Here is a 16,851-nt window from a genome sequence, read left to right as displayed (position 1 = left end):
TTCTCATTCAATTACACCAGAATTTGTAATATTTACAGTGTATTTTATATGAATTGGAACATCTTTGTACATTTTTCTCCACTCTTCTAATTTGAATGGACGATAATGGTGTTTATATTTTGCTCCTAGCCCGAGGGGATCGACATTTAAAGATTTAAACTGCTTAATTAACTTAGCAGCTTGTTTATCTAATTGCTTTTGAACATCTTTTTCAATGTTTTTTGTGTTTTTATTATTTTCTAAGTTAATTTGTTTTGATAGTTCTTGAATACGTGCATCAAGATGAACGTGAATGAAAAAAGAAGGCTTCCCGTTTTTAATCTTTATATCGTAATATGGAATGGAACGAATGTTGTTAACCACTACGTATGCAGAATCCGTTTTAAATTCATGTGAATCTAATTTATGTTTCTCTAATAGTTCTTTAAAGATGAACATATCTTTTTCCGCAATTTTACCGATATATTTATCCTTTTTAAAAAGACCAATTCCGGTAATTTTTATTTTATCACCATGCTTCTTTAAAATGGGAATATAGTAGTCTTGTCCTTCTTGATAATAACGGAATGCTCCTACATGTAGGTTATCCGTTGGTAAAGGACCGGTCTCCATATTATGTTCTAGCAATTTTTTTATATAAATTGCAACGTTGTATGAAGTCGAATATTTGCCTTTTAAAAGTTCAGTACCATTCCCCTCTAATAAAGCAGCATATAAAGCGTTCCCTATATTCACATCTCGAAGTAATGTATCGAATGAAGTAGCCATTCCTGTTTTAGCAAGTCTTATCGTATATAGAGCGACACGCATTTGTCCGCTAGCAAAAGGTTGAGAAGATTCTAACGATGTATCTGCTTTTACTTGTTTTACCGCATTTGCAGTTCCTTCAAAAACTTGAACTTTATTTCCCTTTTTCTGAATGGGGCAAACGAATGTCACTTTTACTTTATTATCTTTTGCAACGTCAAATACGGTTCCTTGAATAAGTTGTACATCATCGATAATGTTTTTTTGTAAACATCCCGTTAGACTGAAGAATGTTATACAAGAAATAAGTATTAATTTGCTTGTGCTTTTGATTTTTTCCATTTTCTTTTCACCCACACAATGATAAATAGGATTGGGATGTATACATAAATGAGCCAAAAACTAACTTTTGCTGCATTACTAATAAAATTGTTAATATCGTGCCTGTTTGTTAAAAGTTGTGAAACAATAAGCGTGATAAAGAAAAAAGCAATTAAAATACCTCGTTGTTTTACACGAAATATTTCGTGAGTTGCTCTCATTGACGCCCATAAAGGGAGGATAAAACTTGAAATAATAACAAGTGCATAGCCTGAAATTGCAATATATTCGAGTCTTTCTATAAATGGTAATTGAATGACTTGGGTCATAGAAAGTTGGGCCCATATCGTTTTTAACAATTGTTTTTCACTAAAAAAAGAAAAGGCTAAAAGGGTGCTAAATAGATATAGAAGATTTGAAAATAGTGCTCCGAGCTGAGCGTATTTATGAGATTGCATAGGCTTTTTCACAAATGGATACACCATGAGGTAAATCTCAAAACCGGTCATACTGTAGATTGACAGTTGAGCGGATTTTAAAATGTCTGAAAAAGAATGTGTAAATATAGGTAGTAAATTATCCCAATGTGAGTATTTCAAAACGAATAAACTTAGAAATAAATATCCTAATGTACCACCAATAGAGATGACGCAAATACCGGTAATTACACGAAATCCAGAAGAGATAATGTAATAGCTAACTAAGCACAAAAAGAGTGTTAACATAAAGGTGGAAGCGGTAGGAAACATCCATACTTGAATAATTTCAACATACGTTCGAATAACCGAAATACTGACGATTAAAAAATAAGCTGCAAAGATGATATTAAAGACATTTCCTATCCACTTTCCAAACGTTTGCCTTTGTAAATCAATTAAATTTCCATTTGTTTCTTTTAATAAAAAATACATCATCCATATAAGGAGATGGATACAGAGTCCTGTGATTACAACGCCCATCCATCCGTCATATCCAGCGGCCTTTGCGATGATTCGAGCGAAGCCGAGAACGCCAGCACCGAACTGTGCACCGTGAATTAAGAAGAAAACGAAGATAGGAGATATTTGATATTTTTCTTGAACTTTACTCATCGAATGCACCTCATTTCTTAATCATCAAAGTCTGATCTATGTTTTGTTGAAATTCCTTTCGCTGCTTTTTTTACATGTTGTGGCCTTGCTTGTACATCCCGTGTATCAATCATTGTTAAAGGGAAACGGATCCAAGAATCTTTAACAGATTGTTGTCTTGTTGGGTAGAACAAAGCGTACGGCTTGCGTAAAGAAGTAAGTCTAAATAGATGCGTAAATAAGAAGATAAATCCAAGTGAAATCCCGAAAAGTCCTCCTATTTCTGCAAATATGAGAAACGGGAAACGTAGTAATCGAACTGCATTACCCATTTTATAAATAGGTGTAATAAAGGAAGCGAGTGCTGATAAGGCAACGATAATTAATAAAATATTACTCGTTAAACCAGCTTGTACAGATGCTTGCCCGATTACGATACCGCCTACAATACCGAGCGTTTGACCAACTTTCATCGGTAACCTTGCCCCAGCTTCTCTCAGTAAATCGATTGCGAGTTCTAAAAAGAGTGCTTCAATTAAAGGCGGGAATGGTACTTGCGCCCTTGATAAAATTAAAGTTTCAAGTAAATCACTCGGAATGAGTTCATAATGATAATTTAAAACTGCAACGTATAACGGTGTAGCGCATATAGAGAATAAAACGGAAATAAGACGTAAAACCCTTGAGAATGTAGCGTATAGCCAAGAGACGTTGTAGTCTTCTGGTGAAATGAAAAAATCGAAATAGGATACAGGTGTTAGTAAAACACTTGGAGAACCGTCCACAAAAATAGCGATTTTCCCATCGATTAGTGCTTTTGTAACTCTATCAGTGCGTTCTGTATTGATATAGAGAGGGAAAATCGACTTTTCTCCCATCAATTCTTGTAAATAAGCACTATCATTAATTTGATCATATTCAAGAGCACGTAAAGACTCCTCTAGAAAATCAACATTATCTTTTTCAGCAAGGTTGTCTAAATACATCATGACAACTTTTGTTTTGGAAAACTCACCGATAATCATCTCTTTTGTTTGTAAATCTAAAACAGGAAGACGTTTTCGTACTAAATTTATGTTTGTATCAATATCTTCTACAAAACCTTCTTGCGGACCAATAACAGTCGATTCATTTAAAGGAGGAGTTGGTGCACGATAATTATCAATTGCAATATTTGCGAGCATACATTTTTGATCTTGTTGATTTACTTGAACAATCGCATGCCCCTTTAAAACCATGTCCTCAATTTTTTGTAAATCGTTCGTAATTGTAATGCCGCTCATCGGAATATGTTCCTTCAGCTCTTCTAGTGATGCGTTAGGTCGTTCTAAAAGAGTGGGCATTAAATATTTTTGTAATTTCTCTCCATCAAGCGAAGGACGATAGTAAGAAATCCAATAAGGCATCGTTTCGTCGTCGGATGTATGATAATTCACAAAATCACTAGACTTTTTCAGCTTCTCTATTAAATCTTGTAAAGAATGAATACGATCTTTTTCTGGTTTCGAAAAATCATAAATACTATTACCTTTAGAATTTTGTTGCTTACCCTGATTTGAGTTGTCTTGTTTAGAGTGTTGCTGTTGACCCTGATCGGAGTCGTTCTGCTTAGAATGCTTCTGTTGCCCTTGATTCGAGTCGTTTTGTTTAGAGTGTTGCTGTTGACCCTGATCGGAGTCGTTCTGCTTAGAATGCTTCTGTTGCTCTTGATTGGAGTCGTCTTGCTTAGAGTGTTGCTGTTGACCCTGATCGGAGTCGTTCTGCTTAGAATGCTTCTGTTGCTCTTGATTGGAGTCGTCTTGCTTAGAATGCTTCTGTTGCCCTTGATTGGAGTCATCTTGTTTAGAATGCTTCTGTTGTTCTTGATTGGAGTCGTCTTGCTTAGAATGCTTCTGTTGCCCTTGATTGGAGTCGTCTTGTTTAGAATGCTTCTGTTGCTCTTGAGAAGATTCATCTTGTTTAGCACTTTGTTGCTGATTTTGATTCGATTGATTTTGCTGCTTATCTTGAGAAGATTCCTTGTGTTCCTCTTTTTTTTGCTCGCTATTGTTACCTTTATTATGTTTCGTACTTCTAGTCTGTTCTTTGTTGTCGTCCTCTTGATTGTTAGGTTTTTGCTCCGAATTATCTGTTTCGTTTTTCTCTGTTGTATTTGATTTTTTTTTCTTACGTAGCCAATTCCAAATCATATGTATGCCCTCTTTGATTGTGTAATATAGTGCTATTTTGTGGCTAATTTTGTATATTATTCATTTATTTATGAAAAGAAGGAGGAGATGGGTTTGCATAGAAAAAATCCTTTAGTAAGCAGTACATACTATGACGAGAAGAGGGCGAGTCTGTGCAAATTGTAAAAAAGGAGAAATTTATTTTAAAGGAGTTTACATTTGAAAATGGTAGGACAATTCCTGTTCAAATGGGGTATGAGACTTATGGTACTTTAAATAGAGAAAGGTCAAATACGATTTTGGTTTGTCATTATTTTAGTGCAACTAGTCACGCGGCAGGAAAATATACAGCGCATGATGAGGAGTCTGGCTGGTGGGATGGTTTAATTGGACCAGGAAAAGCAATTGATACAAATAAATACTTCGTTATATGCACTGATAATCTTTGTAATGTGCAGGTGAAGAACCCTTATGTAATTACAACGGGACCGAAATCGATTAATCCGAAAACTGGAGATGAATATGCGATGGACTTTCCGGTTTTTACATTTCTTGATGTAGCTCGTATGCAATATGAGTTAATAAAAGATATGGGAATCGCAAGGCTACATGCTGTAATGGGACCGTCAGCTGGCGGGATGATTGCGCAGCAATGGGCTGTTCATTATCCTCATATGGTAGAGCGGATGATTGGTGTTATTACGAACCCGCAAAATCCAATTATTACGTCGGTAAATGTAGCGCAAAATGCAATTGAGGCTATCCGGCTGGATCCAAGTTGGAAGGGCGGGAAATATGGAGAAGAGCAGCCAATGAAGGGGCTTCAGTTAGCAAATAGAATGATGTTTATGAACGCGTTTGATGAGCATTTTTATGAAACAACCTTCCCTCGTAATAGTATAGAAGTAGAACCGTATGAAAAGGTTTCTTCATTAACATCATTTGAGAAAGAGATAAATAAATTGACATATAGAAGTATAGAGTTAGTAGATGCAAATTCGTGGATGTACACTGCGAAAGCAGTTTTATTACATGATATTGCACATGGATTTTCGTCTTTAGAAGACGCACTGTCTAATATAGAAGCAAATGTACTTATGATTCCGTGTAAACAAGATTTGCTTCAGCCGTCACGTTATAATTATAAAATGGTAGACCTATTGCAAAAACAAGGGAAGTATGCAGAAGTATATGAGATAGAAAGTATAAATGGGCATATGGCGGGAGTATTTGATATTCATTTATTTGAAAAGAAAGTGTATGAGTTTTTAAATCGGAAAGTATCTAGTTTTGTGTAGAAAATAAATGATGTGAAAAAGGTGCAATGTATGTAGTAGGCACCTTTTTTTACATGATTTGTAGGCGGAAAATATATGTGGCAATTGCTATACCGAAGAAGGCGATACTAAGCAATAGAAACAAGAATGACATTTCTTGTGGTGATTTTATCTTTCTATTATTTTTCATACTAAGAGCAATAATTGCAGCGATTAAGAAAATGATGCCCATAATGAAAAGAAAAAGTGTCATTTTCATTGGCTCCTTTCATAAAACAAGTATATTGAGGATACAATGCAAGAGTTATGTTTGTAAAGGATAAGTTTTACGAGAAAATTGAGAAATAAATTCCCTATTCTTTGCGTTCTTTCTTTCGCGTGCTAAAATTGATGAGAAATGATTGTTTAAAGAAGAGATTAAAGGTTTTATTGTATATAAGGAGGAACGAAATATGACAGAAGTGAAAACAATTACTACAGAAGAAGTACAAGAGCGTTTAGAAAACGGAGAAACGTTATTTTTAGTAGACGTAAGAGAAGATGAAGAAGTAGCAACAGGGAAAATTCCAGAAGCTGTACATATTAAAATGGGGGATATCCCAAATAAAGTAGATTTCTTTGATAAAGAGAATGAATATATCTTTATTTGCCGTTCGGGAATGCGCAGTGAAAATGTATGCCATTATTTAAATGAGCAAGGCTTTAAAACAGTGAACATGGTTGGCGGTATGCTTCGATATGAAGGCGAAATCAAATAAGTAGTTTAAAAAACTTGAAACGAGTCTGTTTCAAGTTTTTTTCTTTTGCATACAGTGTACAAAAGGGGGATAGGTAAATGGGGATTAACTTACGGAAAGTAAAAATTATAAATAATACAGGGGCTGTTAATGTCGGCGATTGTTATGATATCTCACCTTTAGCTGTAGCAAAAGTATATGCAGGTGCTGGAGGATCGAGTGCGGCTATTTTTTTAAATGGGAAAAGACAGCCAGAAGCGGTCATTAGAACATCGGTGTTTCTTCCGCCATTAGCAACGAGTACACGTACATTAGGCTCATAGAAGAAAGGTAGAGTGTAATTATGCCTGCTCATATAAAAGAGTTCGTTATTGTGAATAACACTGGGAATATATTTACTGGTGATAATTTGAGTGATACGTCATTTACTGCTTCGAAATCGTATAGTGGTTCGATGGGGTGTACTTGGATTGATGTTGTTACAGTAATAGGGACGGAGACGAAGCTTTGTTTACAGCCAGGAGATTCTGTCACAACAACGTATACGAGAGGTACTCCTGCCGGTACTGTAACAGGAACAAATATGGGGCAAAGTGTAAATGCATCGGGTATAGCACAAGCTGTCCCTAATACAGATAATATGGATTCAGTTGCTGGACTCCCCTAAAATCATAGGGGAGTTTATTATTTGTAGAAGAGCTTATGTAGCGTGAAAAGCGGAGTAATTGTTTGAAAAATAGTATTGGAAACCTCTTTGGAAAATACAATTCAAATAGAAGGTGATTTTTTATCCCACTTTAATGGGCAGTAAGATCCTCCACCTCAAAATTCAGCGAAAGCAAAGAAGGTAGGTGGGGGGCGGGCTGCTTATAAAAGTCCGATTGGCGAGGGCTGATTGAAGTTTCACTTTATGTGAAGCATATTTTGTAATTGTATTTTGCTGTTGAAGGTGGTGGGAGTAGTGGAAGGAAATGATGAAAATTTAAAAATAAAAAGGTCGATACATTCTAATTTTAAGTTATCACCAGATCTTGTTGGTCCTACTTTTCCTCCAGTGCCAACTGGAATGACAGGGACGACAGGGCCGACGGGGAGTACCGGAGCAACCGGAAGCACGGGAGCAACGGGAGTAACAGGTCCAACCGGAAGTACGGGAGCAACGGGAGTAACAGGCCCAACCGGAAATACGGGAGTAACGGGAGTAACAGGCCCAACCGGAAATACAGGAGTAACGGGAAGTACGGGCCCAACCGGAAATACGGGAGTAACCGGAGCAACGGGAAGTACAGGAGCAACAGGAGATACAGGAGCAACGGGAAGCACAGGTCCAACCGGAAGCACGGGAGTAACGGGAGTAACAGGCCCAACCGGAAATACAGGAGTAACGGGAAGTACGGGAGCGACAGGAAATACCGGGGCAACGGGAGATACGGGTCCGACCGGAAGTACGGGATCAGCCGGAAGCACGGGATCAACGGGAGTAACAGGTCCAACCGGAAGCACGGGTTCAACGGGAGTAACAGGCCCAACCGGAAATACAGGAATAACGGGAAGTACGGGAGCGATAGGAAATACAGGGGCAACGGGAGATACGGGCCCGACCGGAAGTACAGGAGCCACGGGAGTAACAGGCCCAACCGGAAATACGGGAGCAACGGGAAGTACGGGATCAACAGGAAGCACGGGATCAACAGGAAGCACCGGCCCGACAGGAAGTACGGGAGCAACGGGAGTAACCGGCCCAACCGGAAATACGGGAGCAACGGGAAATACAGGAGCAACGGGAAGTACAGGAGCAACAGGAAATACAGGATCAACGGGAAGCACCGGCCCGACAGGAAGTACAGGAGCAACGGGAAGTGCAGGAGCAACAGGAAATACAGGATCAACGGGAAGCACCGGCCCAACCGGAAATACGGGAGCAACGGGAAGTACAGGAGCAACAGGAAGTACAGGAGCAACAGGAAGTACAGGAGCAACAGGAAGTACGGGAGCAATAGGAAGTACGGGTCCAACAGGAAGTACGGGAGCCACGGGAGTAACAGGCCCAACCGGAAATACAGGAGTAACGGGAAGTACGGGAGCGACAGGAAATACCGGGGCAACGGGAGATACGGGCCCAACAGGAAGTACGGGAGCAACGGGAGCCACGGGAAGCACCGGCCCAACCGGAAATACAGGAGTGACAGGAAATACAGGAAATACAGGAGTGACAGGAAATACAGGAGTGACAGGAAATACAGGAGTGACAGGAGATACGGGATCAACAGGAAGCACCGGCCCGACCGGAAGTACGGGATCAACAGGAAGCACCGGCCCGACCGGAAGTACGGGATCAACAGGAAGCACCGGCCCAACCGGAAGCACAGGTTCAACGGGAGTAACAGGACCAACGGGAAGTACAGGAGCGACCGGAAGTACGGGATCAACGGGAAGTACGGGATCAACAGGAAGCACCGGCCCAACCGGAAGCACGGGTTCAACGGGAGATACGGGTCCAACGGGAAGTACCGGATCAACCGGAAATACGGGAGTAACGGGAGCCACGGGAAGTACGGGACCAACAGGGAGTACAGGAGCAACGGGAAGTACAGGAGCAACAGGAAATACAGGAGCAACGGGAAGCACCGGCCCGACAGGAAGTACAGGAGCAACGGGAAGTGCAGGAGCAACAGGAAATACAGGAGCAACGGGAAGCACAGGCCCAACCGGAAATACGGGATCAACGGGAAATACGGGATCAACGGGAAGTACAGGAGCAACAGGAAGTACGGGAGCAATAGGAAGTACGGGCCCAACAGGGAGTACAGGAGCAACGGGAAGTACAGGAGCAACAGGAAGTACGGGAGCAATAGGAAGTACGGGCCCAACAGGAAGTACGGGAGCAACGGGAGTAACAGGCCCAATCGGAAATACAGGAGTAACGGGAAGTACGGGCCCAACCGGAAATACGGGAGTAACCGGAGCCACGGGAAGTACAGGAGCAACAGGAAATACCGGAGCAACGGGAAGCACCGGCCCGACAGGAAGCACAGGATCAACAGGAAGCACCGGCCCAACCGGAAATACGGGAGTAACCGGAGCAACGGGAAGTACAGGAGCAACAGGAGATACAGGAGCAACGGGAAGCACAGGTCCAACAGGAAGCACCGGAGCAACGGGAGATACGGGTCCAACAGGAAGCACCGGAACAACGGGAAGTACTGGCCCGACCGGAAATACCGGAGCAACAGGAAGTACGGGAGCGACAGGAAACACGGGTCTAACGGGGAGTACCGGCCCAACCGGAAGCACCGGAGCGACAGGAAACACGGGTCCAACAGGAAGCACCGGAGCAACGGGAAGTACTGGCCCGACCGGAAATACCGGTCCAACAGGAGACACGGGAGCGACCGGGGCGACTGGAGTTAGTACAACTGCAACGTACGCTTTTGCAAATAATACATCAGGAAGTGTTATTTCTGTTTTGTTAGGTGGCACGAATATTCCGTTACCAAACAATCAAAATATTGGACCGGGAATAACTGTTAGTGGTGGGAATACTGTATTTACAGTTGCAAATGCAGGGAATTATTATATAGCCTATACAATTAATTTAACAGCAGGTTTACTTGTGAGTTCCCGTATAACTGTAAATAGTAGCCCACTTGCGGGAACGATAAATGCTCCGACAGTGGCTACCGGTTCATTTAGTGCAACAATCATTGCTAACTTGCCTGCTGGAGCTGCTGTTAGCTTACAATTATTTGGAGTAGTTGCGTTGGCTACATTATCGACGGCAACGCCAGGAGCTACTTTAACGATTATTAGATTAAGTTAATAAGGAGAAAACCTTGGGGCTTTTATGCTTCAAGGTTTTTTATCTCCTTATTTGTATGTAGTCTCATTGATTAGGAAAGTTTTACTTTATTCACATGAGTAAAAACATCGCAGTTCGAAAATATATTATAATAGAATGAAAAGAAAGAAATTTGGCAGAAAGGGAGGGTGGCGATGCAGGAGATGGTTACAGATTTTTTTGGACGCCCACTTCAAGATTTGCGCATATCTGTCATTGATCGTTGCAATTTTAGATGTACATATTGTATGCCAGCGGAAGTGTTTGGGCCAGATTATGCTTTTTTAAAAGATGAGTTTTTACTGACGTTTGATGAAATTGAGCGTTTAGCAAAACTATTTGTTAGCATCGGTGTACGAAAAATTAGACTTACTGGTGGCGAGCCACTACTTCGTAAAGATTTAACAAAACTTATTGCACGTCTCGTGAAAATTGACGGGCTATTAGATATAGGGTTAACGACCAATGCAATTCATTTAACAAAGCAAGCAAAAGTATTAAAAGAAGCTGGATTACATAGAGTAAATGTTAGTTTGGATGCAATAGATGATGATGTATTTAAGGCTATTAATGGCCGGAATATTAATACGAAACCTGTTATAAAGGGAATTATGGCTGCAAAAGAGGCTGGGCTTGATGTAAAGGTAAATATGGTTGTGAAAAAAGGGATGAATGATCATCAAGTACTTCCGATGGCTGCGTATTTTAAAGAGCAAGGAATCCCGCTTAGGTTCATTGAGTTTATGGATGTTGGTAGTACAAATGGATGGAATTTTGATCAAGTTGTTACGAAGCGAGAGTTAATTGAGATGATTCATCGCGTGTATCCGCTTGAGCCAGCTGAAGCGCATTATTTTGGTGAAGTTGCGAAGCGATATCGTTACGTTGGAACAAATATTGAAGTCGGTTTTATTACTTCTGTTTCTGAGTCCTTTTGTTCCTCTTGTACGAGAGCGAGAATTTCAGCAGATGGAAAGTTTTATACTTGCTTATTTGCGACAGAAGGACTGGACATAAGAGAACTTCTTAGAGGGAATCTTTCAGATGATGAGTTATTACGTGTTATACAAGATGTATGGATGAATAGAAAAGATAGGTATTCGGATGAACGGACAGAAGAAAGTGCAAAAAATCGTCCGAAAATTGAAATGTCTTATATAGGGGGATAAGAAGGGAGGCTATCGTATGCAGGAGCGATATTCAAGGCAAATATTATTTTCTGGTGTTGGAGAAGAAGGACAGAGAAAAATTAGAGAGAAGCATGTGCTTATTATTGGTGCTGGAGCTCTTGGTGCAGCAAATGCAGAAGCGATTGTTAGAGCAGGTGTTGGAAAAATAACAATTGCGGATCGTGATTATGTAGAGTGGAGTAATTTACAAAGGCAACAATTATATACAGAAGGAGACGCAAAGCAGTATAAACCGAAGGCGGTAGCAGCGGCAGAGCATTTAAAAGCGATTAATTCTGAGGTGGAAATAAATCCGGTTGTAACTGATGTAACAGTACAAGAAATGGAAGAGCTAGTGAATGGTGTAGATTTAATATTAGATGCGACAGATAATTTTGAAACGCGACTTCTTATTAATGATATTTCACAAAAGTATAATATTCCGTGGATATATGGTGGTTGTGTCGGAAGCTATGGCGTAACATATACAATTTTACCAGGGAAAACACCGTGTTTTCGCTGTTTAATGGAGCATCCAGCAAGCGGAGCAACATGTGATACGGCTGGTATTATACAGCCGGCAGTACAATTAGTAGTTGCGCATCAAATAACGGAAGCGCTGAAAATATTAGTAGAAGACTATGGGGCGCTTCGCGAAACGATGTTATCGTTTGATCTTTGGAATAATCAACAGATGGCATTTAAAGTGAATAGACAGAAAAAAGAAACGTGTTTATCTTGCGGAAGATTACGTACATATCCGAGTTTAACATTTGAAGCACAAACGAAAACAGAAGTGTTATGTGGACGAAATACAGTACAAATCCGTCCAGGTGTGCGGAATGAATTTAATTTAGAAGAAATTAAAAAGCGCTTACAAAGAAGTGTGGATGTAAAGGCTACTCCGTATTTAGTATCGTTTCTGGTAGAGGAATTTCGTTTTGTTTTATTTACAGATGGCAGAGCTTTTATTCATGGGACGAATGATATAAATGTAGCAAAACGTTTATATACAAGATACATAGGTTGAACCTAAAGAGAAACCCTTTAGGTTCAACAGAGAGAAAATCAAGACTTTCTCGTATAATCTCCACTTTTTCCACCTGTTTTTTCAAGTAAGTACGTTTCGCCAATAATCATACCTTTATCAACAGCTTTACACATATCATACACAGTAAGGGCAGTAGCGGAAGCAGCTGTTAAAGCTTCCATTTCAACACCGGTGCTACCTTCTGTTTTAACTTTTACTTCAATCAGTAATCGATATTGTTCATCAGATTGTTTCCAATCGAAAGAAACGTCAACACCTTTTAATAATAAAGGATGACACATTGGGATAATATCAGAAGTGCGTTTCGCAGCCATAATACCAGCGATTTGTGCAACTGCTAATACGTCACCTTTCCCGATTTCATTATGAGAGATTTTATCGTAAATTTCTTTCGTAACGACAATGCTAGAGCGCGCCATTGCTGTTCGAACGGTTGCTTTTTTGTCGCTTATATCAACCATTTTCGCGCGTCCTTGGTCATTAAAGTGTGTGAATGAAGACATGGAATTCCTCCTTGAAGTAATTTCTATTTAATATATAAAGTTTAATCGAGATAAAAAAAATTGCAAATATGGGGTGAGAAACGATGGTAGAAAAACGAATTCCGATTCAAGTTGCTGAGGCAGTAGAGAGAGTAATGGAATATGCGAAAATTGGTGAAGTAGAAGAAGTTTCTATTACGGAAAGTTACGGGAGAATTCTTGGGGAGGATGTTGTCTCTGATCATGACGTTCCTCATTTTGATCGTTCTCCTTACGATGGTTTCGCAATTCGAGCAGAAGATACGAAAGAAGCAAATCAAGAGAATGCAATTGAGTTTGAAGTAATAGGGGAAATCGGGGCTGGATCTGTTTTTACAGAAGAAGTAGGATCTTTTCAGGCGGTTCGTATTATGACAGGAGCAGCTATTCCAGCAGATTGTAATGCAGTCGTAATGCTAGAACTGACGGAAGGTTTTGAGAAGGACGGAAAAACATATATGAAGTTAAAGCGTCCTTTTCATAGTGGCGACAATGTGTCATTTAAAGGGGAAGATATAAAACAAAATCAAGTTCTCGTTCAGAAAGGTGTTGCAATTAATCCAGGTGTTGCGGCCTTATTAGCGACGTTTGGATATAGTACTGTGAAAGTTGTAAAACAGCCTGTTGTTGGTATTGTGACGACAGGAAGTGAATTGTTAGAAGTACATGAGTCGTTACAACCGGGGAAAATTAGAAATAGTAACTCTTATATGATTGCTGCTCAAATTATGAAAGCTGGAGGTAAAGTCCGATATTATGGCCAACTTGCCGACGAGTTAGGTGCATGTTTTACAGCTGTTCAATCAGCGATGGATGAAGTTGATATTTTAATTACGACAGGCGGTGTGTCGGTAGGAGATTATGACTACTTGCCAGCTATTTATGAAAGATTACAAGCGAATGTACTCTTCAATAAAATAGCGATGAGACCAGGAAGTGTAACGACCGTAGCTGAAGTTGATGGAAAGTTACTTTTCGGTTTATCAGGGAATCCGTCAGCTTGTTACGTAGGATTTGAGCTATTTGTGCATCCAGTTATAAAAACATATTTGAATGCGAAAGAACCTCACATATATAGAGCAGATGCTATTTTACAAAAAGATTTTCCAAAGCCGAATCCGTTTACTCGTTTTGTAAGAGCAAAGGTGACAATTGTGGACGGGGCATTACAAGCGATGCCGGTCGGTTTAGATAAATCGAGTGCGGTATCTTCACTTGCAGATGCGAATGCTTTTATTGTGTTGCCTGGAGGAACGAGAGGCTTTGAGGCAGGGATGAAAGTGTCTGTATTATTGTTAGAGCACGCTGAGGGATGTGATTGGCCATGGGCAAAGCCCCTTCAATCTTACAAATAGTAGGGTATCAAAATAGCGGGAAAACAACACTTGTTGAGAAAATTGTACATGTATTAACTGAAAGCGAAATGAAAGTTGCTACGATTAAACATCACGGGCATGGAGGGTTTCCAGAAGTAGCGCAAAAAGATAGTGAAAGGCATAGAAAGGCCGGTGCTGTCGTAAGTAGTGTAGAAGGTGCTGGGTTACTTTCATTGTCATCATTAAGAGAGGAATGGTCCTTGCAAGAAATTATCCGTTTATACGAGTTTTTTGAAGTGGATACAATTTTAATTGAGGGCTATAAAAAAGAGAGCTATCCGAAAGTGGTGTTACTTCGTTCTGAGGAAGACGTTGAACTTTTACATAAAGTAGAAAATATAGTAGCAGTTATTACGTGGTATGATGCTCCTGCAAACTTACGAGAAGAATATAAAGTATTTCATATAACAGAAGAAAAATTGTACATAGACTGGTTTTTACAAACGGTAAGGAGTGCGAAATGACACATACGTATTATGAAGTAATTGATACAGAAATTTCAATTGAAGAAGTAGCGAATAAGGTTATTCGCCGCGAATGTGGTGCTGTTACAACATTTATTGGAACGGTTAGAGAGTTTACGAAAGGGCGTCGTACATTATACTTAGAATATGTCGCTTATAAAACGATGGCAGAAAAGATGCTAGAGAAAATCGGATCAGAAGTGAAAGAGAAATGGCCAGATACACACGTTGCGATTACACATCGCATCGGTACACTGCAAATTTCTGATATCGCGGTTGTTGTGGCTGTTTCAACGCCGCATCGTAAAGCGGCTTATGAAGCAAATGAATACATTATGGAACGCATAAAACAAATTGTTCCGATTTGGAAAAAAGAGTTTTGGGAAGATGGAGACTCTTGGATTGGCGATCAATTAGAAAAAACGCCATATCCGGCGGGAGAGCCTGGGAAGGAGCTATAAGTATGATTCGAGTATTGTTATTTGCGAACTTACAAGAAGAAGCAGGAAGAAGTGAATTACAAATAGAGAAAGAAAGTATTACGGTTGCAGAGTTAAAAGATGTTATTGCAAAAGAATATAATGTACCAGTCACAGAACCAATTATGGTTGCGATTAATGAAGAATATGCAAATGAAGATGATACGATTCAATCTGGTGATGTTGTTGCACTAATCCCACCAGTGAGCGGTGGTTAATATTGGATTCATTAAAACGACTTTCCTATGTAGGGAAAGTCGTTTTTTTATGGCGGTTTTGAGAACACTAACGTATAGAACAAGGAGGGCGTTATGAAAAAAATATGTGTAATGCTAACAATGATATGTTCTATCTTTTCTTTATTGCCAAGTTATTCTTTGGCAAAAGAATCGAATGAACAACTTTTAGAAAGTGCATTATTAAATCGATATTATTCTGTGATAAGACAAGTGACAGAAGATCAATATGAATGTGCTTCAGTTATCAATATAAAGCGTCTCGGCAAGAATGGTGAGTTCGTTCCTAGATATGAAGTGACGCTACAATTTCTTACATTTCAAGGAGCACATAACCCGCCGAATGATAAAGTTACGCTTACTTTGGAAGATTATTTAGATCACGTAAGGATAAAGAAAGTGGAGCGAGAAAAGAATGTTTCTGGTGCTATTGTAGAAAAGATTTGTGAAAGGGAAAAAGAAAAAATAAAAGCTCACTCTACTGATTCAGAGTGATAACCTATGACATTTAGTAAAGAAAGGTAATGAGCGATGGATATATTTTTAGCGATTTTACCAGCTATATTTTGGGGAAGTATTGTGCTATTTAACGTAAAACTGGGCGGGGGGCCTTATAGTCAAACGCTCGGTACAACGTTTGGCGCGCTTATTTTCTCGATTGTTGTTTATATTTTTATGAAACCAGTATTGACTCCTACTGTTATCGGAGTTGGTATTGTGTCAGGTTTATTTTGGGCGCTCGGTCAGGCGAATCAATTAAAAAGTATTGATTTAATGGGCGTTTCAAGGACGATGCCGATTTCAACAGGACTTCAATTAGTTGCGACAACTTTATTTGGAGTCATCGTATTTCATGAGTGGTCCACAACAATATCAGTCGTCCTTGGTGTTTTGGCCCTCGTTTGTATTATTATCGGTGTTATTTTAACATCGCTTCAAAGTGAAGAAGAAAAGAGTGCAGAGCAAGCGGGGAATTTTAAAAAAGGCATTATCATTTTATTGATTTCAACAGTCGGCTATTTAGTTTATGTAGTAGTGATTAGACTATTTAAAGTAGATGGTTGGTCAGCTTTGTTGCCACAAGCAGTTGGTATGGTGTTAGGGGGGATTTTGCTTACTTTTAAACATCATCCATTTAATAAATATGCAATACGAAATATTATTCCAGGATTAATTTGGGCAGCTGGAAATATGTTTTTATTCATTTCACAGCCGCGTGTTGGAGTGGCAACAAGTTTCTCGCTATCGCAAATGGGAATTATTATTTCGACGCTTGGCGGGATTCTTATATTAGGTGAAAGAAAAACGAAACGCCAATTAACAGGGATTGTTGTCGGTATCATTTTTATTATTGCAGCCGGAATTATGTTAGGTATAGCAAAAAGTTAAAGGAGGTA

18 protein-coding genes are annotated in these 16,851 nt (G+C 39.6%); 13 read left to right on the top strand and 5 right to left on the bottom strand.

The genetic code is table 11. The features are described 5' to 3' along the window. Positions 1–3: 3 nt before the first annotated feature. The 3 genes from ACTFR9_RS22685 to ACTFR9_RS22675 are packed head-to-tail and all read right to left on the bottom strand — an operon-like array spanning position 4 to position 4,327. A complete protein-coding gene (locus ACTFR9_RS22685; protein ID WP_000411398.1) occupies positions 4–1,089 on the bottom strand; it encodes a Ger(x)C family spore germination protein in 1,086 nt (361 codons plus the stop codon). After that, on the bottom strand, positions 1,059–2,159 hold the full coding sequence (locus ACTFR9_RS22680) for a spore germination protein (protein ID WP_000049063.1): 1,101 nt from the start codon (positions 2,157–2,159) through the stop codon (positions 1,059–1,061). Before ACTFR9_RS22680 ends, ACTFR9_RS22685 begins: the two co-directional genes overlap by 31 nt. 17 nt (positions 2,160–2,176) lie before the next feature. Further along, entirely contained in the window at positions 2,177–4,327 is a 2,151-nt protein-coding gene (locus tag ACTFR9_RS22675) for a spore germination protein (RefSeq protein WP_440049022.1), read from the bottom strand. 152 nt (positions 4,328–4,479) lie between these two features. Between ACTFR9_RS22675 and ACTFR9_RS22670 the strand changes: the two genes are divergently transcribed. After that, positions 4,480–5,604, top strand: coding sequence for an alpha/beta fold hydrolase (locus ACTFR9_RS22670; protein WP_109630362.1), 1,125 nt, complete (start codon positions 4,480–4,482; stop codon positions 5,602–5,604). Between the two features lie 49 nt (positions 5,605–5,653). Here ACTFR9_RS22670 and ACTFR9_RS22665 read toward each other — a convergent pair whose 3' ends face one another. Then, on the bottom strand, positions 5,654–5,836 hold the full coding sequence (locus tag ACTFR9_RS22665; protein WP_000171883.1) for a hypothetical protein: 183 nt from the start codon (positions 5,834–5,836) through the stop codon (positions 5,654–5,656). A gap of 199 nt (positions 5,837–6,035) precedes the next feature. Between ACTFR9_RS22665 and ACTFR9_RS22660 the strand changes: the two genes are divergently transcribed. The 6 genes from ACTFR9_RS22660 to ACTFR9_RS22635 all read left to right on the top strand — a co-directional run bounded on the left by ACTFR9_RS22660 (position 6,036) and on the right by ACTFR9_RS22635 (position 12,357). Further along, the gene (locus ACTFR9_RS22660; protein ID WP_440049021.1) at positions 6,036–6,341 is read left to right on the top strand and encodes a rhodanese-like domain-containing protein; all 306 of its coding nucleotides are present in this window, start codon (positions 6,036–6,038) and stop codon (positions 6,339–6,341) included. 77 nt (positions 6,342–6,418) lie between these two features. Then, a complete protein-coding gene (locus ACTFR9_RS22655) occupies positions 6,419–6,643 on the top strand; it encodes a spore germination protein (protein ID WP_000512463.1) in 225 nt (74 codons plus the stop codon). A 20-nt stretch (positions 6,644–6,663) separates the two neighbouring features. Next, the gene (locus ACTFR9_RS22650) at positions 6,664–6,987 is read left to right on the top strand and encodes a hypothetical protein (RefSeq protein WP_001110853.1); all 324 of its coding nucleotides are present in this window, start codon (positions 6,664–6,666) and stop codon (positions 6,985–6,987) included. Positions 6,988–7,863: 876 nt separating this feature from the next. Then, the gene (locus ACTFR9_RS22645; RefSeq protein ID WP_440049027.1) at positions 7,864–10,140 is read left to right on the top strand and encodes a beta strand repeat-containing protein; all 2,277 of its coding nucleotides are present in this window, start codon (positions 7,864–7,866) and stop codon (positions 10,138–10,140) included. A 173-nt stretch (positions 10,141–10,313) separates the two neighbouring features. Next, the gene (gene moaA / locus ACTFR9_RS22640; protein WP_103102656.1) at positions 10,314–11,327 is read left to right on the top strand and encodes a GTP 3',8-cyclase MoaA; all 1,014 of its coding nucleotides are present in this window, start codon (positions 10,314–10,316) and stop codon (positions 11,325–11,327) included. A 16-nt stretch (positions 11,328–11,343) separates the two neighbouring features. Continuing rightward, a complete protein-coding gene (locus ACTFR9_RS22635) occupies positions 11,344–12,357 on the top strand; it encodes a molybdopterin-synthase adenylyltransferase MoeB (RefSeq protein ID WP_061536621.1) in 1,014 nt (337 codons plus the stop codon). 38 nt (positions 12,358–12,395) lie between these two features. Here ACTFR9_RS22635 and moaC read toward each other — a convergent pair whose 3' ends face one another. Continuing rightward, complete coding sequence (gene moaC, locus ACTFR9_RS22630) at positions 12,396–12,881, bottom strand: cyclic pyranopterin monophosphate synthase MoaC (RefSeq protein WP_229136270.1); 486 nt, start codon at positions 12,879–12,881, stop codon at positions 12,396–12,398. Between the two features lie 83 nt (positions 12,882–12,964). Between moaC and moeA the strand changes: the two genes are divergently transcribed. The 6 genes from moeA (at position 12,965) to glcU (ending at position 16,843) form a co-directional block, all read left to right on the top strand. Beyond that, on the top strand, positions 12,965–14,254 hold the full coding sequence (gene moeA, locus ACTFR9_RS22625; protein WP_229136269.1) for a molybdopterin molybdotransferase MoeA: 1,290 nt from the start codon (positions 12,965–12,967) through the stop codon (positions 14,252–14,254). After that, the gene (gene mobB, locus ACTFR9_RS22620; RefSeq protein WP_000513638.1) at positions 14,224–14,739 is read left to right on the top strand and encodes a molybdopterin-guanine dinucleotide biosynthesis protein B; all 516 of its coding nucleotides are present in this window, start codon (positions 14,224–14,226) and stop codon (positions 14,737–14,739) included. Before moeA ends, mobB begins: the two co-directional genes overlap by 31 nt. Next, positions 14,736–15,200: a molybdopterin synthase catalytic subunit MoaE gene (moaE, locus tag ACTFR9_RS22615; RefSeq protein ID WP_000149942.1), complete on the top strand. Its 465-nt coding sequence runs from the start codon at positions 14,736–14,738 to the stop codon at positions 15,198–15,200. Before mobB ends, moaE begins: the two co-directional genes overlap by 4 nt. Positions 15,201–15,202: 2 nt before the next feature. Further along, positions 15,203–15,436, top strand: coding sequence for a molybdopterin converting factor subunit 1 (gene moaD, locus ACTFR9_RS22610; RefSeq protein ID WP_000621789.1), 234 nt, complete (start codon positions 15,203–15,205; stop codon positions 15,434–15,436). A 93-nt stretch (positions 15,437–15,529) separates the two neighbouring features. Next, positions 15,530–15,949 (top strand): DUF3888 domain-containing protein, encoded by a 420-nt coding sequence (locus ACTFR9_RS22605; RefSeq protein WP_229136268.1) that lies wholly within the window; start codon positions 15,530–15,532, stop codon positions 15,947–15,949. Between the two features lie 36 nt (positions 15,950–15,985). After that, complete coding sequence (gene glcU, locus ACTFR9_RS22600) at positions 15,986–16,843, top strand: glucose uptake protein GlcU (protein WP_000350853.1); 858 nt, start codon at positions 15,986–15,988, stop codon at positions 16,841–16,843. Positions 16,844–16,851 lie beyond the last annotated feature (8 nt).

This window comes from Bacillus cereus group sp. MYBK222-1 (assembly GCF_051916425.1).
Classification (GTDB): Bacteria; Bacillota; Bacilli; order Bacillales; family Bacillaceae_G; genus Bacillus_A; species Bacillus_A paranthracis.
Note: the sequence above shows the minus strand (reverse complement) of the source record. Positions and strands in the feature narration are given on the sequence as shown.